At 68.6% G+C, this 21,456-nt stretch carries 16 protein-coding genes; 4 read left to right on the plus strand and 12 right to left on the minus strand.

What is annotated here, in order from left to right; genetic code table 11:
* Positions 1-88 precede the first annotated feature (88 nt).
* Positions 89-466: a transposase gene (locus METY_RS06050; RefSeq protein WP_103120493.1), complete on the plus strand. Its 378-nt coding sequence runs from the start codon at positions 89-91 to the stop codon at positions 464-466.
* Between the two features lie 23 nt (positions 467-489).
* On the opposite strand, the gene METY_RS06055 is transcribed toward METY_RS06050, so the two are convergent.
* From METY_RS06055 to METY_RS06105, 11 genes are all read right to left on the minus strand, one after another.
* On the minus strand, positions 490-1,164 hold the full coding sequence (locus METY_RS06055) for an ABC transporter ATP-binding protein (RefSeq protein WP_103120494.1): 675 nt from the start codon (positions 1,162-1,164) through the stop codon (positions 490-492).
* Entirely contained in the window at positions 1,161-1,883 is a 723-nt protein-coding gene (locus tag METY_RS06060; protein ID WP_103120495.1) for an ABC transporter ATP-binding protein, read from the minus strand. The genes METY_RS06055 and METY_RS06060 overlap by 4 nt, the downstream gene beginning before the upstream one ends.
* Positions 1,880-2,941: a branched-chain amino acid ABC transporter permease gene (locus METY_RS06065; RefSeq protein ID WP_103120496.1), complete on the minus strand. Its 1,062-nt coding sequence runs from the start codon at positions 2,939-2,941 to the stop codon at positions 1,880-1,882. The genes METY_RS06060 and METY_RS06065 overlap by 4 nt, the downstream gene beginning before the upstream one ends.
* Positions 2,938-3,804, minus strand: a complete 867-nt coding sequence (locus METY_RS06070; RefSeq protein WP_103120497.1) for a branched-chain amino acid ABC transporter permease — start codon at positions 3,802-3,804, stop codon at positions 2,938-2,940. The genes METY_RS06065 and METY_RS06070 overlap by 4 nt, the downstream gene beginning before the upstream one ends.
* A 206-nt stretch (positions 3,805-4,010) precedes the next feature.
* The gene (locus METY_RS06075) at positions 4,011-5,255 is read right to left on the minus strand and encodes an urea ABC transporter substrate-binding protein (protein WP_103120498.1); all 1,245 of its coding nucleotides are present in this window, start codon (positions 5,253-5,255) and stop codon (positions 4,011-4,013) included.
* A 174-nt stretch (positions 5,256-5,429) separates the two neighbouring features.
* Positions 5,430-7,451, minus strand: a complete 2,022-nt coding sequence (locus tag METY_RS06080; protein WP_244593537.1) for a hydantoinase B/oxoprolinase family protein — start codon at positions 7,449-7,451, stop codon at positions 5,430-5,432.
* Between the two features lie 33 nt (positions 7,452-7,484).
* A complete protein-coding gene (locus tag METY_RS06085; RefSeq protein WP_103120500.1) occupies positions 7,485-9,542 on the minus strand; it encodes a hydantoinase/oxoprolinase family protein in 2,058 nt (685 codons plus the stop codon).
* Between the two features lie 185 nt (positions 9,543-9,727).
* Entirely contained in the window at positions 9,728-10,318 is a 591-nt protein-coding gene (locus tag METY_RS06090; RefSeq protein WP_103120501.1) for an ANTAR domain-containing response regulator, read from the minus strand.
* Between the two features lie 5 nt (positions 10,319-10,323).
* The gene (locus METY_RS06095) at positions 10,324-11,493 is read right to left on the minus strand and encodes a transporter substrate-binding domain-containing protein (RefSeq protein ID WP_103120502.1); all 1,170 of its coding nucleotides are present in this window, start codon (positions 11,491-11,493) and stop codon (positions 10,324-10,326) included.
* Between the two features lie 136 nt (positions 11,494-11,629).
* Positions 11,630-13,618: a putative bifunctional diguanylate cyclase/phosphodiesterase gene (locus METY_RS06100; protein ID WP_103120503.1), complete on the minus strand. Its 1,989-nt coding sequence runs from the start codon at positions 13,616-13,618 to the stop codon at positions 11,630-11,632.
* Between the two features lie 130 nt (positions 13,619-13,748).
* Positions 13,749-14,162: a YbaN family protein gene (locus METY_RS06105; protein WP_103120504.1), complete on the minus strand. Its 414-nt coding sequence runs from the start codon at positions 14,160-14,162 to the stop codon at positions 13,749-13,751.
* A gap of 90 nt (positions 14,163-14,252) precedes the next feature.
* On the opposite strand from METY_RS06105, the gene METY_RS06110 reads away from it, so the two are divergent.
* Positions 14,253-15,008 carry a DUF502 domain-containing protein gene (locus METY_RS06110; RefSeq protein WP_103120505.1) on the plus strand — a complete coding sequence of 252 codons (756 nt, stop codon included), beginning with the start codon at positions 14,253-14,255 and terminating at the stop codon, positions 15,006-15,008.
* Positions 15,009-15,051: 43 nt separating this feature from the next.
* Here METY_RS06110 and recG read toward each other — a convergent pair whose 3' ends face one another.
* Positions 15,052-17,154, minus strand: a complete 2,103-nt coding sequence (recG, locus tag METY_RS06115; protein ID WP_103120506.1) for an ATP-dependent DNA helicase RecG — start codon at positions 17,152-17,154, stop codon at positions 15,052-15,054.
* Between the two features lie 266 nt (positions 17,155-17,420).
* Here recG and METY_RS06120 point away from each other — a divergent pair, with 266 nt between their 5' ends.
* Both METY_RS06120 and mfd read left to right on the plus strand, forming a co-directional pair.
* Positions 17,421-17,723 carry an FAD assembly factor SdhE gene (locus tag METY_RS06120; protein WP_103120507.1) on the plus strand — a complete coding sequence of 101 codons (303 nt, stop codon included), beginning with the start codon at positions 17,421-17,423 and terminating at the stop codon, positions 17,721-17,723.
* Positions 17,724-17,864: 141 nt separating this feature from the next.
* Positions 17,865-21,377, plus strand: a complete 3,513-nt coding sequence (gene mfd, locus METY_RS06125; protein ID WP_103120508.1) for a transcription-repair coupling factor — start codon at positions 17,865-17,867, stop codon at positions 21,375-21,377.
* Positions 21,378-21,456 lie beyond the last annotated feature (79 nt).

Raw genomic sequence — 21,456 nt, forward strand, 5'->3', positions numbered from 1 at the left:
GATCATGCTGCCTTTCAGTTGAGCAGGCCCAAGGGCTGCGCATGACCATCGCCGCCGCCCTGAGACGCCGGAACGGAGGCTTGAGACCATGAGCCGTTCGCGTTTGACCGACGAAGAGATCGCCGGGCTGTTGCAGGAGGTCGAGAACGGCGCTCCGCTCGAGGCCGTCTGCGCAAGCGCCCACGTCTCGATCCGCACGTTCTACCGCTGGAAGCAGAAGTTCGCGGGCCTCGCGCCTGCGGGCGTGCGGCGGCTGAGGGCGCTTAGTCTGGAGAACCAGGAGCTGCGACGGTTGCTGGCGCAGAAGTCCGCGATCATCGGCGCCCCCCGCGACGTGGATCCTCGCCCGCGCGCGCCGGGCGCCCGGCAGGCCGACCTTGGAGCCCGCGAGATGCATGGCCTCGGTCTCGGCCGCTTCGCGACCGTCCGGGTCTCGGCGATCGGCGACGCCAAGGCCGCGCGCTGACGAACGTCCGCTTGGCCGCCTGGTCAGGCCATCGACGCGGTCTCGAGCGCCGCGTCGGCGGAGAGCCGCCCCTTCTCCATGTGCAGCACGCGGTCGGCGAGATCGCCCATGAACTTGACGTTCTGCTCGACGAGCAGGATCGACAGCCCGAGCGATCGACGCAGCCGCAGCAGCGTCTCCACGATCTCGTCGCGGATCGACGGCTGGATGCCCTCGGTCGGCTCGTCCAGCAGGATCAGCGACGGCCGTCCGCACAGGCAGCGCGCGAGCGCGAGGATCTGCTGCTCGCCGCCCGAGAGCACGCCGCCGGCGCGGTCGAGGATCGGCGTCAGGCGCGGAAACCGCTCGATCATGTCGTCGACGATCTCGAGCGGCTGACCAGCGGCGCGCGCGGCGTACTCCATGTTCTCCCGCGCGGTCAGCGCCGGGAAGATCTGCCGCCCCTGGGACACGTAGCCGAGGCCGCGTCGGGCCCGGCGGAACGGCGGCTCACCCGCGACGTCGACGCCCTCGAACACGATCGACCCCCGAGTCGCAGGGATCGCGCCGCTCAGCGCCTTGAGCAGCGTGCTCTTGCCCATGCCGTTGTGGCCGAGCACGCCGAGGATCTCGCCCTTGTCGACGGTCAAGGCGACGTCGCGAAGGATGCCGATCTGGCCGTAGCCGGCGGCGAGGTCGGAGACCGTGAGCAGGCTCATGCCGCCTCCTTTCCGAGGTAGACATCCCGCACGCGGGCGTCGGCCAGCACCTCGGCCGCTGGCCCCTGCGCCAGCACGCGGCCCTGGCTAAACACCGTCACGGTGCGGGCGATGCGGCGGATGAAGGCCATGTCATGCTCCACCACGATCACGGAGCTCGACCGCGCCAGCTCGACGATCAGATCGCCAAGGCGGTCCACCTCGGCGCCGGTCATGCCCGCCGCCGGCTCGTCGAGCAGGATCAGGTCCGGCTTCTGGGCGATCACCATCGCCAGCTCGACGAGCTGCCGCTGGCCGTGCGCGAGCCTGCCGACGACGTGGCCGGCGAGGCGGGAGACGCCCATGCGCTCCAGCGCCTCCTCCGCGCGCCGCCTCGACAAGGTCGGCGGCAGCACGGCGTCGGTCGCCACGCGGACGCTCGCCATCGCCGTCAGCCCGTCGAACAGGCTCGGCACCTGCGTCTTCACGCCCACGCCCAGCCGGGCGATGCGCGCGGCGGGCAGGCCCGCGATGCTGCGGCCGCGCAGCCGCACGTCCCCGGCGGTTGGCTTCAACTGGCCGCAGAGCATCTTGAAGAAGGTGCTCTTGCCGGCTCCGTTGGGTCCGACGAGGCAGTGCAGTTCGCCTTCGCCGAGCGAGAAATCGACGCCGGCGACGGCCGTCACGCCGCCGAAACGCATGATGAGGCCCTCGGCTTCGAGGAGGGGAGCGCCGATCATGGCCGTTCCTCCGCCGGGCGCCGAAGCTCCGCCGCGCCGCGCCCGCGCGTCGCGCGAGCCTTGGCGACCAAGCGTCCTCCGAAGGCGAGCGCCGTCGGCAGAAGGCCCTGACGAAGACCGAGCACGCAGAGCGTCAGGACGACGCCCATGACCAGGTTCGGATCGAGGACGGCGAAACTCGGTCCCGCGTCGAGCGAGCCGAGCCCGGTCGACAGCGCCATCAGCAGGAAGCATCCGATCACGGGGCCTGCGAAGGTGCCGAGCCCGCCGACGATCACCCAGATGATCACCTGCCCGTTGGTCTGGAGGCTGAACATGTTGGGGCTGACGAAGACGCTGTTGGCGAACAGCACCCCCCCAACGCCCGCGATCGCGCCGCCAAGCGTGAAGATCCCGAGCTTGTAGAGGCGGGTGTCGTAGCCGAGCAGTTCGGCGCGGCCTTCGTTTTCGCGGATCGCGATCACCGCCCGGCCGAAGCGGGTCGCCATCGCGAGTTTGCAGATGACGTAACAGGCGAACAGCGCGGCGACCGCGAGCATGTAGATCTGCTCCGGCAGGAAGGGCTCGTCGGGATGGCCCGGCGGCGCGAGGATCGGGGTGGAGGGGATGCCGTTGAAGCCGCCGAGTGGGGCCGCGCCGATCGTCCATTCCTCGCCCGCGGTCTGGTTGATGAAGCGGTAGAGGATCAGCGAGACGGTGAGGGTGATCACCCCGAGATAGACGTCCGAGATCCGCCCCCAGAACATGAAGTAGCCGAGCAGGGCGGCGAAGCCCGCGGCGGCCGCGACGGCGATCACGGCCGCAAGCGGCGTGCTTTCGAGGTTCAGCCCGGCGACCGCGTAGACGTAGCCCGCGAGGCCGAAGAACGCCGCCTGCCCGAAGCTAAGAATGCCGGCGTAGCCCCAGATGAGCGCGAGCGAGAGCGCCAGGATCGCGTAGCTCGCGTAGATCGAGCCGTTGATCATGGTCGTCAGTTCGCCTCCCGCCGGAACGGCCACGAGGGCGTAGAGGGCGGCGGCCCCCACGAGCAGCCAGCCAAGAGCGTCGCGAAGGGTCACAGCGACCTCCGAAAAAAGCGGCCCGTAATTCCCTGCGGCAGCACTCGCAGCAGGAGGACGGCGGCCGCGAGCAGCGCGACCTCGCCGAGCACCGGCGTCATGACGAAGGAGAAGGCGGTGTTGACCGATCCGAGCAGCGCCGAGGCGCTGAGGGCGCCCGTCAGGATCGCGGTCCCGCCCGAGATCACGGTGATGAAGGCCTTGGCGATGTAGACCGCGCCGATGGAAGGGGCGACGCCCGTGATCGGCGCGATCAGCGCGCCCGCGAGCCCTGAGATGGCGGCCCCCGTCACGAAGGTCGTGGCGTAGACCTTGGCGGGATCGACGCCGAGCGCCGCCGCCATGTCGCGGTTCTGCATGGCGCCGCGGGCGATCAGCCCCACCGGGGTTCGCCGCAGCACGAACCACCCGCCGAGGAACAGAAGTGAGGTCACGCCGGCGGTGAGCAGCTCGTAGAGGCCGATAGCGTAGCCGCCGATCGGGACGCTTCCGAGCGGCGGCGAGATGCCGGAGACGCGGTTGCCGAAGATCACCGTGACCACGCCGACCAGCGCAAGGCTAACGCCCCAGGTCGCGAGCATGGTGTCGATCATCCGGCCGTAGAGCCGCCGGATGACGAGGCGCTCCAGCACGGCGCCGATCAGGCCGACCGTCACCGGCGCCGCCACGAAGATCGCGAGCCAAAGATTGAGGCCCGCCTGATGCGAGACCAGCGCCGCGTAGCCCCCGAGCATCAGGAACTCGCCGTGGGCCATGTTGATGATCCGCATCATGCCGAAGATCACCGCGAGCCCCGCGCTGATGAGCGCGAGGTTGGCGATGGTCACGACGAGCTGCAGGATGACGATGAGCGCGTAGTCCAAGGGTAGTCTCCAGAAGGCGGCGGAACTTCAACGCAAGCGACAGGGGCGAACCGCGTCAGCCTGATGCGTGCTTCGAGACGCCTCGCGGTGCGCGAGGCGTCTCAGCATGAGGAGGGGGAGCCTCTCCGCCACCGAAGGCTCCTCATGCAGAGGAGGCCCTAAGAGCCCTCTCGACACGCGCAGCCGCTTCCGCCGCTGGCTTCGTCTCAACTCTTCACGTCTATGACGAACTGCTTGGTCTCGTTTGGGTTCGCCGCCAGGTCGCAGACGGCGGCGGTGTCGGCCGGCGGCTGTTGCGGGAAGCTTTCCAGCACGTGGTAGGCGCGGTCCCGCACCTCGGCGATGTAGGTGTCCAGCGTGTCGTGGTGGGTCTTGGGATCGATCGTGGTCTTGCCCGCGGGGCCCGTGAACGACAGGCCGCCCTCCAGCGCCGGGATGATCTTGTCGCGGTCCACGCTGCCGGCCTTGGCGGCCGCGGCGGCCCAGAGGTTGACCGCGTGGTAGGTCATCGCCGAAGCCTCGGTCACCGCGTCCGCCTTGTCGCCGAAGCGGTCGGTGTACTTCTTCAGGAAGGCTTCGTTCTCGGGCGTCTTGAGGCCGTCGAAGTAAGCGTAGGACACCACGATGCCGTCGTGCTCGTCGGGCGAAGTCAGGACCTGTTCGTTGCCGATGCCGAAGGTGGTTGAGGCCATCGGGATCTTGTCCTTCATGCCGGCGGCGACCCATTGACGGTAGAACGAGTTGTGCGCGGCGCCGACGAGCACCGACATGATCATGTCGGGCTTCGCCGCCTGGATCTTGCGGATCGTCGGGCCGAAGTCGTTGACGTCGAGCGGGAAGAAGTCGGCCTGCGCGACCTCGCCGCCGTTCTCGGAAGCGAACTTGCGGATCCACTTCGTGGTGATTTGGCCGTAGTTGTAGTCCGCCGCCAGCACGTAGATCGTCTTGGCGTTGAAGCGCTTCATCACGAAAGGGGTGAACTTCTGGAGCGTCTGCGCGGGGGTCGAGCCCATGCAGAACACGTTGCGGTCGCAGACGCCGCCCTCGTAGAGCATGTTGTAGAAATAAGGCGTGCGGAACCTGCGGAGCGTCGGGCGCATGGCCTCCCGCGAGGCTGAGATGATCCCGCCGAACACCACCGAGGCCTTCTGCTTCGTGGCCGCCTCGGTGGCGTACTGCGTGTAGAGCTGCATGTTGGACTGCGGGTCGTAGTTCTTCAGCGCGATCGGGCGGCCCAGCACGCCGCCCGCCGCGTTGATCTCCTCGACCGCGAGGGTGAGGCTGTTGATCATCGGCCGGCCGTAGATGTCGATGCCGCCCGAGGCGTCGTGGATGCCGGCCACCTGTATCGGCTCGGCGGCCGAGGCTTGGCGGAGGTAAGCGGGGGCAAGGCCCAGCGCCGCCCCCGCGGCGGCGGTCTTGAGAAGCGTTCTGCGGCTGAAATCGGTCATGGTCGTCCCCTGAGACCGTCGTGCGACGCGACGTGACGTTTTCGCTCGCCGGGATCGGCCGGCGCCGTACCGCGTTGGCTGGGAAGCGTTCCTCTCGCAGTCCGGGCGGTCTTCGCCGCCTCGAACGCACGGCGCGGAGAGGAGCGGCGCTTGAGGCCGCTCCTCTCCGCGTGGTCAGGCCACCTTGAGGGAGACGGTTGCGTCCTGGCCGGGCTGCATGCGCTGGCTCCAGTAGGGAGCGGCGCGACGCTTCAGCATGGAGCGGAACTGCTGGGTGGTCTTTTCCAGCAGCTCGCCCGAACCCCAGTTCACGATCACCCCATACTGCCGGATGAGGTCGAGCGTGCCGAGCTCGCCCGCCCGGTACTTCGCGGCGATCGCGCCGGCGTCCTCGTCCAGCCATTTGGCGCGGTTGGCGCGGATGTAGGCGCGCTTGGCGAGCGTGCCCTCGCGGTCGACGACGTATTCGGCGAGGTCGGCGTCGACCTCCTTGACCACGACGCCGTAGTCGATCGCGGCCCGCTCGATCGAGACGTAGCCGTCCGCTACGTCCTCGCAGACGAGCTGCGGGTCGCGCTCCAGCGGGTCGCCGAGACCGCCGCCGCCGGCCGACGGGCGGCTGACGAGGTCGCCAGGCGACAGCGGCTCATTCGAGAACATCGAGCCGAGGTAGCGCTCGTTCTCCAGCCCCTCGTTCACCCACACCCCGTGGGGGATTGAGGGGAGGCCGCCCCAAAGCCCCCAGGTGATGGAGCGCTCGCGGTCGCAGCAATAGGAGACGACCGTGCGGTCGACCTTGGTGAGGATGACGCCCTTGTCGACGCCCATGCCGCCGCGGGATTCGCCGGGGCCGCCGCTATCGACGCGGAGTTCGTGGCAGGCGGTGAGCACGGGTGCGAGCCGCTCCTGGCCCTCGAACGGCTGGGTGCCGAGCTGCACGCCGAACACCGGGCCGGTCGCCGCCCATCCGTCGCGGCCGTTGCGGGCGCCCCAGCCGCCGACCATCCAGTCGTACCACATGAAGTACTTGTGGCCGCCGGAGGCGTCGCGCTTGTCCTGGCCGCCGATCAGCAGGTAGTCGAGGTTGAAGGTGCAGGCCATGGCCCGCTCGGGCATCACCTCCGCCCAGAGCTCGAAGATCGAGTTCATGATCTTCTCGAACGGACCCGAGCAGAAGCCCGCCACCGGGGTCGGCCAGGCGGCGTTCACGACCGAGCCCTCCGGCCCGAGATCCACCGTGACGACCCGGTAGAAACCGGAGTTGAGCGGAATTTCGGGGAACTGCATCTTCGTGCCCGCGACGATCGCGGCGAAGGAGCCGCCGAAGCAGGCGTTGAGGAAGCAGCGGATGCTGGTCGGGTGCGACTTCGACAGGTCGTAGTGGACGGTGTCGTCCTTGATCGTCATCCGCACGCGGATCGGGATTAGGCCTTCGCCGACGCCCGGATCGAGGTCGATGTAGTCCTCGGTCTCCCAGACGCCGTCCGGCAGCGCCGACACCCGCTGGCGGGTCAGCGTCTCGACGTAGTCCTGCACCGCGCCGAAGGAGGTCTTGATGACGCCGAGGCCGTACTTCTCGATCAGGCGGCAAATCTCCTGTTCGGCGACCTTCGTCGCCTCGGCCTGTGCCTCCATGTCGCCGATGATGTCGGCTGGCGCTCGGGTGTTGGACGCGATCAGGTTGCAGACGTCGTGCAGGCACTGGCCCTTGCTCCACACCCGGACGGGCGTGATGCGCAGCCCTTCGGCCATGTGGTCGATGGCGTTGACGTTGAACGAGCCCGGCGTCGCCCCGCCGACGTCCGCCCAGTGACCGTTCGCCTGGGCGAAGCCGAGCAGCTCGCCCTGGTAGAACATCGGCCGCACGATGCGGGTGTCGTTGAAGTGGGTGCCGCCCTGGTAGACGTCGTTCACCACGAACACGTCGCCGGGATGGATGTCGCCCTTGAAGGCGTTGATTACGGCCTTCGCGGTGTAGTGCAGCGTGCCGACGTGGGCCGCGATGTCGCCCGAGCCCTGCATGATCGTGTCGCCATTGGCGTCGCAGAGCGCGGAGGAGAAGTCGCGGGACCAGATCACGAAGGAGTAGCAGGTGCGGAAGATCTGCTCCGCCATCTGGTCGACGATGTTGACGTAGGCGTTCTTGAGGACCTCGAAGGTGACCGGATCGAGGCCGTGGTCCATGTTAGCGGACATGGTTCAGCTCCTAGGGTGTGAGGGCCGGGCCGGTCAGGCCAGCGGGATGCGCATGACGAGGGTGAGCGAGCGGTCGACTTCCGCCGTGACGCCGGGCGGCACGATCGTCGTGGAGTCGAGCTGGTCGATGACAGCGGGGCCGGCCACCCTCATCCCGGACTGGAGCGCCGCGCGGTCGTAGACCGGCGCGTCGATCGCTTCCGGCAACTCGTCGAAGCGGACGCGACGGGTCCCGACGGGCGCAGCTTCCGCGTCGATGGGGTCGAAGTCGGCGAACTTCGCCTTCGAGGTGACGCCGGTCGCGATCACGCTGACGCGGTAGATCTCGACGGGCGCGCCGGGGCGCGAATAGTTGTGCTCGCGACCGTGCTCTTCGTGGAAGTAGGCGATCGACTCGTCGAGCGAGACGACAGGCGAGGCGATGTTGATCGACAGCGCGCGCCACTGGCCGTGGTAGCGCATGTCGATCTTGCGCTGGAACACCATGTTTTCTGGCGTTACGCCCTCGGTGACGAGGCGCTCCCGGCCTTCGATCTCCAACTCGCGGAAGGTGGTCTCGAGGTCGGCGACGTTCACCTCCTCGGCCTTGGCGAGATACATCCGCGAGATGTCGTGCTGGATGTCCACCAGCAGGCAGCCGAGCGCCGAGGTGACGCCCGGGTTCGGCGGCACCAGCACGACGGGTATCGCCAAGTCCTTGGCGAGCGCCGCGCCGTGGAGAGGCCCCGCGCCGCCGAAGGCGACCAGCGCGAAGTCGCGTGGGTCGTAGCCGCGGCGGATCGAGAGCAGGCGGACGGCGTCCGCCATGTTGGCGTTCGCGACCTTCAGGATCGCGAGAGCGGCCTCTTCGACCGACATGCCGAGCGGCTCGGCGACGCCCTTACGGATAGCCTCTGTCGCGAGACCCTTATCCAGCGCGACCTTGCCGCCGGCGAGCCGATCGCTGAGGCGGCCGAGCACGACGTTGGCGTCGCAGTTCGTCGGGTTCTCTCCGCCGCGGCCGTAGCAGGCGGGTCCGGGCGTGGAGCCGGCCGACTGCGGGCCGTTGCGCAGCGAGTTGGCGGCGTCCATCCAGGCCAGCGACCCGCCGCCCGCGCCGATCGTCAGCACCTCGATCGATGGGAAGCAGATCGGGTAGCCGTACTCGACGAACCATTCCTTTGTGACGTTGATTTCACCGTCGTCGCACAGCGAGACGTCAGTCGAGGTGCCGCCCATATCGAGGCCGATCGAGTTCCTGAACCCGGCCTGCTCGGCGACGAAGCGGCTGGCGATCGCGCCCGCCGCGATCCCGGAGGCGGAGAGACGGGCCGCGTAGCGCTCCGACATCTTCGCGGTCATCACGCCGCCGCCGGAGTGCAGAAGCAGCACGTCCTCCTTGTAGCCGCCGGCCTTCATGCGGCTTTCGAGGCGGCTGGCGTACTGGCCGACGACCGGCGCCAACACCGCGTTCGCGACCGTCGTCGAGAAGCGCTCGTGCTCGAAGATCTCCGGCATGATGTCGCTGGAGATCGAGATCGTGGCCTCGGGCACGGCCTCCGCCAGGATGTCCCGCATGCGCTGCTCGTTCGCGGGATTGATGAAGGCGTTGGCGAAGCAGATCGCGATGGTCTTCACGCCGCGCTTCTTGATCACGCGGGCGAGCTCGGCGGCCTCCGCCTCGTCGAGCGGCGTGACGACCTGGCCCGAATAGTCGGTGCGCTCGGTCACCACCAGGCGATCGCGACGCCGGATGTAGGGCTTCGCCATCTCCTTGTAGGTGTCCCACAAGTCGTCGCGGTTGCCGCGGCGGATCTCGATGGTGTCGCGGAAGCCCTTGGTGGTGACCATCACGGCCGGCGGAAAGCGGCGCGTGATCAGGGCGTTGGTGGCGAGCGTGGTGCCGTGCTTGAACAGCAGCAGGTCGTTCAGGTTCACGCCGCCGGCGTCGATGCCGGCCAGCACGCCGTCAATCGGGTCGGGGGTGGTCGGCACCTTCGCCACATGCATCAGGCCGGTGGCCTCGCTCAGCACGCAGATGTCGGTGAACGTGCCGCCCACGTCGCAGGCGACGCGCACCCGGCGGTCCTCGGCGTCAATGGCTTGAGTCATCTCTGGCTCCTCATGGCGGGCCGCGGGCGCCGAGCGCTCCGCAGGCCGTGAAAACGAAAAAAGCCGCCGCCAGCGGTGATGCTGGCGACGGCTCCCTTGGCCGGCGTCCGCTGGCGGCGATCTCTGGCGCGCGCGGACCTATCTGTGCGTGGCGTTTCAGGTCGGCGCGCACCGCGCCGGACGTGTCAGAAACCCACTAATTCCTCAGCGTTGATGATCGTCTCGCAGACGATATCCATCGTAATTCGCGCAGTCATTGCGCGAGCGCGTATGGTTTCATACGCTTCCTGCTCTGATAATCCCTTGCGGGACATCAGTATCTGCTTCGCCTTCTCAAGCTTCCTGAAGCCCTCTAACCGTGCCTCAAGCTTGCGAACTCTGTCAAGAAGGATTTTCTCCTTTAAAGAAATTGTGTGGGCGATGACGATGCTGGTCAAAAGACCGAAAGCGCGGATAGGCTTCGTCACGATCGCGGCGGCGCCGGCGCGGGCGATCGCCTCGATCACGGCGGGGCTTTCGAACTCCACGATCGCGACCAGGGTCACCCGCGCGTCGCGTTCCGCCAGCGCCTTCAGCAGGACGTGCGTGAAGCCGTCTTGCCGGAACAGCATGAACACGATGTCCGCGTCCGCCGGGATCGCGTCCCGCGGCGGCCACACGGCTTCGACGTTGCAGCCGATCCGGCGGATCTGATCCACCAGTTCGTCGCGTTCGCGATCCTTCGGGTGGTAGACCACCACGCGGACGTTTCGAAGGTCGCGGAGGGCCTTCAGCATGCCGGTCAGCCCCCGGCCGCGCGGGCGGTGACGAGGTTCGGCGCGGGGTCCCAGTCCGCCAGGCTGTGGTGGATCAGGTAAGGGTCGGGCTTGATCGCCTGCGAGCTCTGCTCGAGCACCTTGAACTGGCCGTCGGCCTCGACGCGACCGATCCGCGGCCAGAGGTAGGAATGGCCGTTCTCGGCGTCGATCCGGATTTCCCCCTGGGGCGCCGCAAAGCTGGTCTCGCCAAGCGCCGAGCGAATGTCCCGGGGGTCGACGGACCGGGCGCGTCCGACGGCGTCGAGCGTCATGCGGGTCACGCTGTAGGCGGTCTCCGCCATAGCGTTGAGGCGCTCGTGTACGCCGAAGCGGGACTGGTAGGCGCGCACGAAGCGTCGGTTTTCGGGGCTGTCGATAGACTGGAAGTAGGTCGCCCCCGTGAGATGCCCGACGGCGAGACCGGCCGGCATCGACGCGATCTCGGCCTCGGTGACGGTCAGGCTCGCGATCGTCAGGCTGTCGGTCAGCCCGGCTTCGGCGCACAGCTCGTAGAAGCGCACGGCGGCTTCGCCGACGACCGTGCAGAACACGACGTCGGGCCTCTTCTTCTTGATGTCCTGGACGATCTGGTCGAGTTCCCGGCGGGAGGCGTCGAGCGGCACGTAGCGCTCGGCCAGCGTCTGCCCCTTCTGCTCCGCGACCAGGGTCATCATCACCCGGTTGGATTCGACCGGGAAGGTGTAGCGGGTGCCGACGAGGTAGAAGCTCTTGCCGGCGTTGAGGATCAGGTGCCGCGCCAGCAGCAGGATGTGCTGGTTCGGCACCGCCCCGCCGTAGATCACGTTCGGCGAGTATTCGAAGCCCTCGTAGGGCGCGGCGTAGGCCAGCACCGCCGCGCGCCGCTCGACGATCGGCACCACCGCCTGACGCGTGTTGGTCATGTAGCAGCCCACGAGCAGGCCGGCGCCGTCCTCGTCCAGCATCCGCTCTGCGAGGCTCGCGAACCGGGCCGGGTCGGACTGGGCGTCGTAGGTCACAGGAACGACCTCCCGGCCCGCCACGCCGCCGGCGGCGTTGATCTCCTCGAGCGCGAGCAGCGTCGCGTTGAGCTGGGTGCGCTCGAGATAGGCCGTCGGGCCGGTCGCCGAGTACAGCGCCCCGACGATCAACGGCTTGGTGGTGTCGAACGCCATGCTCTTCCGCCTCAAGCACAAAAAAAGGGAGCTCCCGCCGGGCAGAACCGGCGGGAGCTCCCTTTGCTCCTGATCCGACGCTAGGCGCCCCGCCGCACGCCGTCAACGCCAAAGTTGGCGGGAGCGGCGCGCCCCGTCAGCGGCGCGGCGCCGGACGGCCGGGGAGGGCTCTCGCATGCGTGCGCGCCCACCGCAGAGCTTCGTTGCGTGGCATGGGGCGGGCGATGAGGTAGCCCTGGAACGCCTTGCAGCCCAGGTCCCGCATCGTCTCGAGATCGTCCTGATGCTCGATGCCTTCGGCCACGACCTCGAAGCCCAGCGGCCCCGCGAGGCTGAGGATCGCCAGCACCAGGCTGCGGTTCTCGGCGGACCGGGAGACGCCCTCGACGAAGATGCGGTCGATCTTCACCCGGTCCACCCGTAGCCGCCGAAGCGCCCCGAGCGAGGAGTAACCCACGCCGAAGTCGTCGATCGCCACGCTGACGCCGGCCTCCGACAGGGCGGCGAGCTTGCCGCGCACCGCCTGGATGTCGAGGGCGGTCTCCTCCGTAATCTCGATCTCGAGCATGGCCGGCGGAACGCCGCGCGCCTTCAGGCCCTTCAGCACGAGCTCGTCCACGGCGATCTGCGACATCTCCCGGGGCGAGACGTTCATGGCGACGCGAGCGTCCGCGAGGCCGATCTCACGCATGGCGAGAATGGTGACGCAGACGTCGCTCAGGATGAAGCGCAGGAGTTGCTCGCCGAAGCCCGCAAGCGAAGCCGAAGCGATCAGGTCCGGAGGCGAGATCCAGCCGTGGCGCGGGTGGCGCCAGCGGGCGAGCGCTTCGAAGCCTCCGAAGCGCGCGCCCCCGTCGATCATGACCGGCTGATACCAAACTTCGAGACCACCCTCGGCCAGAGCCTTTCCTAGGTCTCGCTCGATGTCCCGGCGCATCGCGAGATGGTGCGCAAGCTCCGCGTCGAACACGTAGCACCGGTTCCGGCCAGCGAGCTTCGCCGCGTAGAGCGCGGCGTCCGCCGAGATCAGCATCTCGTCGATCGCCGGCGCCGTCGACACATGAACGCCGATGCTGACGCCGATGCGGCCCGCGTCGAAGGCCGCGAAGGGGATCGCGATGGCGGCGATCAGCTCGTGCGCGAGGAGCGTCGGATTGACGTCGACGAGGCCCATCTCGAACAGCACGGCGAACTCGTCGCCGCCGAGGCGCGCCACGGCGAAGGAACTGGGAAGCGACAATTGCAGGCGGCGGGCGACCTCGATCAGCACGTTGTCGCCTGCCTTGTGGCCGTAGGTGTCGTTGACCGCCTTGAAGCCGTCGAGATCGAGCAGCAGCAGGCTCATCGGCGATTGCGCGATCGCCGCCCGGCGTTCCGCCTCCTCGAGGAAGCCGCTGCGGTTGAGCAGGCCCGTCAGCGCGTCGCGGGAGGCGCGGCGGGTCATCTCCTCGGCGATCTCGGTCGCCGCCACGTGCGCGCCTTCGAGCGACGTCGCAAGAGAGGTCGCTTCGTTCTTCAGCCGGCTGGTCTCCCGCATGAGACCTTCGCCCTCCCGGCAGGCCCTTATGAGGGCGGCGAGATAGAGCACGACCGTCGCGCCCAAACATATGCGGTCGAAGCCGCCCGCGTAGAACAGGCAACCCGCCGCCGACAGAAGCGGCGGCGTGATGAAGCCGATCGGGATGCGCGCATAGGCGAAGCCGTGCGTGACGGCGCCTGCGGTGATCCCGCACACGACGATGAGGTAGAATAGGGTCTGCGGCGAGGTGTAGCCGGCGCAAAGCGTGGGGATGAAAGCCCACACCAAGCCGGACGACAGCGCGGCCGCGGAGTGCAATTTAAGACGTCGATCGACGACGGCCGGGTTTGTCGTCTCCGCCAGTCGGCAGAGCATCATGCGGAAGCTGTTGGGGACGCAGGACGCGGCGAACCAGATCAGCCCGGCCTTGGTCTGGCCGGAGTTCCAGGCGACCAAAGCGGAGGTGATCCCCAACACGACGTTGACGGGGATCGACAGAAGCACGCTGCGCCGTACGGCGGCGAGCTGGTCGGACCGGATCAAGTGGGGGAGGGTGGTCGCGGCGCCCTTCGCACCGAGCGATAAAGGTCGTCCCGCACCGACCATGCGATGATCCTCAACGACGAGAGCCGGGACCGTCCGCCCACGACTCATTCGTCAGGACCATCCTGCGCTGGAGTTAACAGCCTCGCAACGCCGCGGAAAGAACACTATGTCGTCGTGGCGAAAGGGAAAATCACCGTTCGCCAGCGCGAGGCCGGGACGGGCGGGTGCCGACGTAAAGCGCTCCCGCCGCGACCAGTGCGAGCGTCGATCCGATCGCGATCGGCGGCGCGCCTGACACGCTCACCAGCACGACCGAAAGCCCCATGCCGGCGAAGGCTAAAACCTTGGCCCTCAAGGGGATTGCCCGGTCCCGGCGCCACGCGACCACGGTCGGGCCAAGTCTGGGATGCGCCAGCAGCCAGGCTTCGAGGCGTGGCGAGCCGCGCGCGAAACATCCCGCCGCAAGGATGAGAAAGACCGTTCCGGGCATCACCGGCAGGATCAGCCCTGCGACCCCAAGTCCCAGCAAGGCGAACCCGAGCACAAGCCAGAGGACGCGCGCCGCGCGGCTTCCCGACGTCGCTCCTCCCTCGTTTCGCCCCATCGTCGCTCCACATGCTATGAGACTGTTTGTGCGTTGCGAAAGCGTCGGCGGCAAGCCGGCGCGCGCGCGGATCACGGAGCGCCTGAGCGCATGAAGGAAAAGCTCGACGCGACGCTCGCCGCACTGGCCGAGCCGCAACCGGCGCCGAAGCCGAAGGGCGCGGCGCGCATCCGAACCTACTTTCTGACTGGCCTAGTCGTCGCCGGACCTGTGGCGATCACGATCTGGATCACGCTCTGGCTGATCGGCCTGATCGACGGCTGGGTGAAGCCGCTGATCCCGCCCGCCTGGAACCCCGACAGCTATCTGCCGGTCGCGGTGCCCGGCTTCGGCGTGCTGGCGGCGTTCCTCGGGCTCACGATTCTCGGCTTTCTTACCGCGAATCTCGTCGGCCGCACCGTGGTGCAGTCGGGCGAGCAGGTGCTGAACCGCATGCCCGTGGTGCGCTCGCTCTACAAGGGCGTGAAGCAGATCTTCGAGACCGTGTTCAAGCAGGACGGCACGAGCTTCCGTCGCGTGGGCCTGATCGAATGGCCGGGGCCGGGCATGTGGTCGCTCTGCTTCATCACCGAGCCGGCGCGCGGGGCTCTCGCGGAGGGGCTGCCAGGTCCCGAGCACCTCTGTCTGTTCGTGCCCTGCACGCCGAACCCGACCACCGGCTACCTGGTGATGATGGAAGCCTCGAAGGTGACGGAGATCGACGTCTCCACCGACGACGCGTTCAAGCTCATCATGTCCATGGGCATCATTCAGCCCAACGGCGCGGCCCCGGCCGCGCCCCCGACGATCGCGCCGAACATGCCCGGCGGTGAAAAGCCGGAGCTTTCAGCGCCGGTCGCGGGATAGCCGGCTCTCCTTGTCCCGGCCTTGGGGGGCAGCGGAAGGTCCGTCACCCCGCCCGAAGCAGGCGCACCGCCGCGTCGCGCTCGAACAGGTGCAGCAGCAGGCGCAGCGCGGCCCCGCGCTCGGAGGTCAGGTTCGGATCCTTCGCCAGCACCAGCCCGGCGTCGTCGTGGGCGATGCGCACCAACTCGGCGTGGCGCTCCATGCGGGCGAAGCGGAACACCGCCATGCCGGACTGCCGCGCGCCCAGCACCTCGCCTTCGCCGCGCAGCTCCAGGTCCTTCTCGGCGATGACGAAGCCGTCGTCCGTCGCCTTCATGGTCTCAAGCCGCTGCTTCGCCGTCTCGCCCAGCGGCTCCTTCCACAGCAGCAGACACATGGACCTGTCAGCTCCGCGGCCGACGCGCCCGCGGAGCTGGTGAAGCTGGGACAGACCGAAGCGTTCGGCGTGCTCGATCACCATGATCGTCGCCTCCGGCACGTTGACGCCGACTTCGATCACAGTGGTGGCGACCAGGATCGCGGTCCGTCCCTCCACGAAGGCCGTGACGGCCGCGTCCTTCTCCGCGCCCTTCATCTTGCCGTGCACGAGGCCGACGCGGCCGGGAAAGACCTCGGCCAGCGCGGCGAACCGGTCCTCCGCCGCGGCGACGTCGAGGGTCTCCGACTGCTCCACGAGAGGGCACACCCAATAGACCCGCGCTCCGCTCGCGATCGCCCGGCCGACGCCGGCGACGATCTCGTCCAGACGGTCGAGATTGAACAGCCGGGTCTCGATCGGCGTTCGCCCCGGCGGCTTTTCATCGAGGATCGAATGGTCCATGTCGCCGAAGGTGGTCAGCACCAGCGTGCGCGGGATCGGCGTCGCGGTCATCACCAGCACGTCGACGGCGTTCCCCTTCGAGGCGAGGGCGAGCCGCTGGCGGACGCCGAACTTGTGCTGCTCGTCGACGATCGCGAGCGCAAGATCGCGGAACGCGACCTCGTCCTGGAACAGCGCGTGGGTGCCGACCAGAAGGTCGATCTCGCCCGCGGCCAGGCGCTCGAGCAGCCGCGCGCGCTCGCGGCCCTTCTCGCGGCCCGTCAGGAGCGCCACCGTCATGCCGCCAGCAGCCGCCAGCGGCTCCAGCGTCGCCAAGTGCTGCCGGGCCAGAATTTCTGTCGGGGCCATCAGCGCGGCCTGCCGCCCAGCCTCGACGGCGGCCGCCGCGGCAAGCAGCGCCACCACGGTCTTGCCCGAGCCGACGTCGCCTTGAAGCAGGCGCAGCATCCGCATGGGCGCCCCCAGATCCGCATAGATCGCCTCGAGCGCGCGGGCTTGCGCGCCCGTGAGCCGAAAGGGCAGGGCGGCGGTGATCTTCGCCGCGATCCGACCGTCGCCCACGGTCGCGCGGCCGCTCGCCCGCTTCATGTGCGCGCGCACCATCTGCAGCGCGAGCTGGTTGGCGAAGACCTCGTCGTAGGCGAGGCGCGTCAGCGCCGGCCCGTCCGCGGAGACGTCTCCGGGAGTCATCGGGCGGTGAAGGGCGTTCAGGCTCGCGGCGAGGCTGCCGAAGCCGCGGCGCGCGACGAAGGCGGGATCCTGCCACTCGGGCAGCGCCGGGAGGCGTTCGAAGGCCGCGCGGGCGATGCGGGCGACCAGGTTGTGGTTCAAGCCCTCGACCAGCGGGTAGGTGGGCTCCACCGGCGGCAGCTTGGCGAGGCCTTCGGCGTCGAGGACATGGGCGGGGTGCACCATCTGCACCATGCCGTCGAACAGCTCGGGATTTCCCGAGATCCAGCGGGTTTCGCCAAGCGGCAGCAGACGCTCGATGTAGGCTTCTTGCGCCTTGAAGAACACGAGCGTCATGGCGCCCGTCGCGTCCGCCACCACCACGCGGTGCGGCGCGCGGGGGGAACGTCCCGGCTGGTGGCGCTCCACCACCACCTCGACGGTCGCGATCTCCCCGGGAACCAGTTCCGCGATCGTCGGTCGCGCACGGCGGTCGATCGCGCCGGTCGGCGCATGGAACAGAACGTCGACCACGCGCGGCGCCCCGCCGGCGGCCGAAGTCCCGAGCAGTCGCGTCAGCGCCTTCGCGACCTTCGGCCCGACGCCGGGCAGAGAGGTCACGTCGGCGAACAGGGGATCGAGCCGGGAATCGCGCATGCGGTTTCAGGGAAAGCCGAGCCCGGCGGGGAAGGCAAGGGACAGCGGCGCCGTCATCCCGGCCGAAGCGAACGCAGGGCCGGGATCGTTCCGCCATCCGGGTGAAGGGACCTCGGCAACATTCTCTGATGAGCATCCCCGAGCGGTCTGCGGCCGTCCGGCACGACGGCAGCCGTTCTCAAAGCTGACATGCGGCGCCGTGGCTGCTAGGACCACCGCGGCGCGGACATATATCGAACGAGCGTCCAGCAACCCGCGAGGCCGCGATGACAGGCACGACACGCACCGGAGAGGGTCTCGACCCCCGCCGACGCCGTGCGCTCTACCGCTCCTGGAGGCGCGGCACCCGCGAGATGGATCTGCTGATGGGTCGCTTCGCCGACGCCGAGATCGACCGGCTCACGGAGGATGAACTCGACGTCTACGAAAAGCTGATCGAGGTTCCGGACCGCGACCTGTTCGCCTGGATCTCGAACAATGAAGCCGTCCCCGGGAATTACGACACGCCCGTCTACCGCCGCCTGCTGGCGTTCCACCAGGCCTTTCCGACGACCGAGCACATCGGGTGAGGAGTTGCGGCCCAAGGCCTACTGCGTGCTTTGAGGGCATGAGGGGGTCAGGCGTCGTGTCGATCCCACCCTCTCGTGCTGAGGAGCAGCCGCCCGCTTCGTTACGAAGCACGCACCGCCTCTCCGCCCTTAAGCGACATCATGACCCTGAAGCCTGACGCCCTGCTGACTCTTGCGCCCGCCACCGTCACCAATGTGCCGGATGGGTTCGACGCGCTGATCCTGGCGGACCTCGCCCGAGCGGCGCGCGGCAAGCGCCACGACGCCCCGGGCGTGGTGCTTGTGGCGCGCGACGGCGCGCGGCTCGCGGCGCTGGAGCGGGCGCTCGCCTTTATGGCGCCGGACGTGGAGCTGCTGGTGTTCCCCGCCTGGGACTGCCAACCCTATGACCGGGTGTCGCCCAACGCCGCCGTCGTCGCCCAGCGCACGACCACGCTCGCCCGTCTCGCGCGGACCCGCGGCGGCGACGCGCCGCGGCTCGTTTTGACCACCGTCAACGCCGCGCTCCAGCGCATCGCGACGCCGGAAAGCGTCGCGCGCCAGAGCTTTTCGGCGGCGCCTGGCAATATAGTTGACCTTAAGGCTCTCGCCGAATGGCTTGAAATCAACGGTTTTTTGCGCTCCTCGACTGTCCGGGACTACGGCGAATACGCCATCCGCGGCGGCATCGTGGATCTGTTCCCCGCCGGGCACGCGGAGCCGATCCGGCTCGACTTCTTCGGCGACACGCTGGAGTCGATCCGGCCGTTTGATCCGGAGACTCAGCGGTCCACCGGACAGTTGCGCGCGCTCGACCTCGTGCCGATGTCCGAGGTGCAGCTCACGTCCGAGACCATCCGGCGATTCCGCCAGTCCTACGCGGCGACCTTCGGCGCGCCGGGCCGGGACGACCAGCTCTACGCCGCGATCAGCGAGGGCCGGCGCTACGCTGGGCTTGAGCACTGGGCGCCGCTGTTCCACGACGGGATGGCGACGCTGTTCGACCATCTGGCCGACGCCCGCTTCGTGCTGGATCCGCTGGCCGAGGACGCCGCCGGCGAGCGTCTGGCGCTGATCGCCGACTACTACGACGCCCGCGTCACGCAGGCGAAGCAGGACAAGAGCGGCGGCGCCTACAAGCCGTTGAAGCCTGACGCGCTCTATCTCGCGCCCGCCGAATGGCGCGCGCGCCTTGACGAAATGGCGCCGCTGAAGCTGACGCCATTCGCGCTGCCGGAAGGCCAGGGCGGCAAGATCTATGACGCCGGAGCCCGCGCCGGCCGCAGCTTCGCCGCCGAGCGCGCGGACGAAAACGCCAACGTCTTTGACGCCGTCGCCGAGCACATCCGCGCGCTGAAGGAAGACGGCAAGCGTGTCGTCGTCGCCGCCTGGAGCGAGGGCGCGCGCGACCGGCTCGGCACCGTTCTCGGCGACCACGGGCTGAAGGCGACCCGCAACGTCGCAAGCTGGCGCGACGCCATGGCGCTTCCGAAGGACGCGGTGGCGCTGGGCGTGCTCGGGCTGGAGCAGGGCTTCGAGACCGACGAGGTCGCAGTCGTCGCCGAGCAGGACATTCTCGGCGACCGTCTGGTGCGGGCGAAGGCCAAGCGCCGCCGCCCCCAGGATTACCTGACGGAGGCGGCCGGCCTCGCCGCGGGCGACCTCGTGGTGCACGTCGACCACGGCATCGGGCGCTTCGTGGGGCTGAAGACCATCGAGGCCGCGGGCGCCCCCCACGACTGCGTCGAGCTGCACTACGCCAACAACGACAAGCTGTTCCTGCCGGTCGAGAACATCGAGCTGCTGACGCGCTACGGCTCCGAGGAGACCGAAGCCGTGCTCGACCGGCTCGGCGGCGCCGGCTGGCAGTCGCGCAAGGCGCGCCTGAAGAACCGCATCCGCGAGATGGCGGGCGAGCTGATCAAGATCGCAGCCGCCCGCATGACCAAGGAGGCGCCCCGCGCCGTGCCTCCGGAGGGGCTCTACGACGAGTTCTGCGCCCGCTTCCCCTATGACGAGACCGAGGACCAGCAGGCTGCGATCGACGCCGTGCTGGACGATCTCGCCGCCGGCCGTCCGATGGACCGGCTGATCTGCGGCGACGTCGGCTTCGGCAAGACCGAGGTCGCGCTGCGCGCGGCCTTCGTGGTGGCGATGACCGGGCGGCAGGTCGCGGTGATCGTACCCACCACGCTGCTCGCCCGACAGCACTTCAAGACATTCGCCGAACGCTTCCGCGGCCTGCCGCTGAAGGTGCGTCAGGCCTCCCGCTTCGTCTCGCAGAAGGAGCTCAACGAGACCAAGAAGGGACTCGCGTCCGGCGACATCGACATCGTGGTCGGCACCCACGCCCTGCTCGGCAAGACGATCGGCTTCAAGGACCTCGGCCTCGTGATCGTCGACGAGGAGCAGCACTTCGGCGTCGGCCACAAGGAGAAGATGAAGACGCTGCGCGCCGAGGTGCACGTGCTGACGCTCTCGGCGACGCCGATTCCTCGCACCCTGCAATTGGCGCTGACCGGCGTGCGCGAGCTGTCGATGATCGCGACGCCCCCTGTCGACCGCCTCGCGGTGCGCTCGTTCGTGGCGCCGTTCGATCCGCTGATCGTGCGCGAGGCGCTGCTGCGCGAGCGTTACCGCGGCGGCCAGTCCTTCTTCGTCTGCCCGCACATCGAGGACCTCGCCGCCGCCCGCAGCTTCCTCGAATCCCAGGTGCCGGAGGTAAAGTTCATCGTGGCCAACGGCCAGATGGCGGCGGGCGACCTCGAGCAGGCGATGACCGACTTCTACGAGGGCCGCTACGACGTGCTGCTTTCGACCGCGATCGTCGAATCCGGCCTCGACATCCCGAACGCCAACACCTTGGTCGTCTACCGCGCCGACATGTTCGGCCTCGCCGCGCTCTACCAGCTCCGCGGCCGCGTGGGTCGCGCCAAGACGCGCGCCTATGCGCTGTTCACGGTTCCCGCCAACAAGGTGCCGACGGTGAACGCTGAGCGCCGGTTGAAGGTCCTGCAGTCGCTCGAGGGTCTTGGCGCCGGCTTCCAACTCGCAAGCCACGATCTCGACATCCGCGGGGCGGGCAACCTGCTCGGCGAAGAGCAGTCCGGCCACATCAGGGAAGTCGGCTACGAGCTCTACCAGCAGATGCTGGAGGACGCGGTCGAGAGTCTCAAGGAGGGCGGGGCTGAGGTTGTCGCCGACCAGTGGTCGCCGCAGATCACGCTCGGCGCGCCGGTCATGATCCCCGAAGAGTTCGTGGGAGATCTCGCGATCCGCCTGTCGCTCTACCGCCGCCTCGCCGAGATCGACACCGACGAGGGGCTCGATTCCTTCGCCGCCGAACTGGTCGACCGCTTCGGGCCGCTGCCGAGCGAGGTCAAACAACTTCTCGAGATCGCCGCCATCAAGGCGCTCTGCCGACGGGCGAATGTCGAGAAGATCGACGCCGGGCCGAAGGGCGTCGTGCTCGCCTTCCGCGACAATTCCTTCGCGAACCCGGACGGCCTCGTCATGCACATCGCGCGCGAGGAGGGACCGAACGCCAAGGTCCGCCCCGACATGAAGATCGTGTTCAAGCGCGAGTGGCCGACGGTGGAGAAGCGCCTGAAGGGCGCCGCCAAGCTGCTGCGCGATCTGGTGAAGATCGCCGAGAGCGGCAAAAAGGCTGCCTAGTTCGAGGCCGCGCTCTTGGGCGAAGCGACATCCGACTGCGTGCTTCGGGACGCCTCGCCCACGTGGGGCTCCTCAGCAT

Origin of the sequence: Methylopila sp. Yamaguchi (assembly GCF_002897035.1) — a bacterium.
In the GTDB taxonomy this organism is placed as follows: domain Bacteria; phylum Pseudomonadota; class Alphaproteobacteria; order Rhizobiales; family Methylopilaceae; genus Methylopila.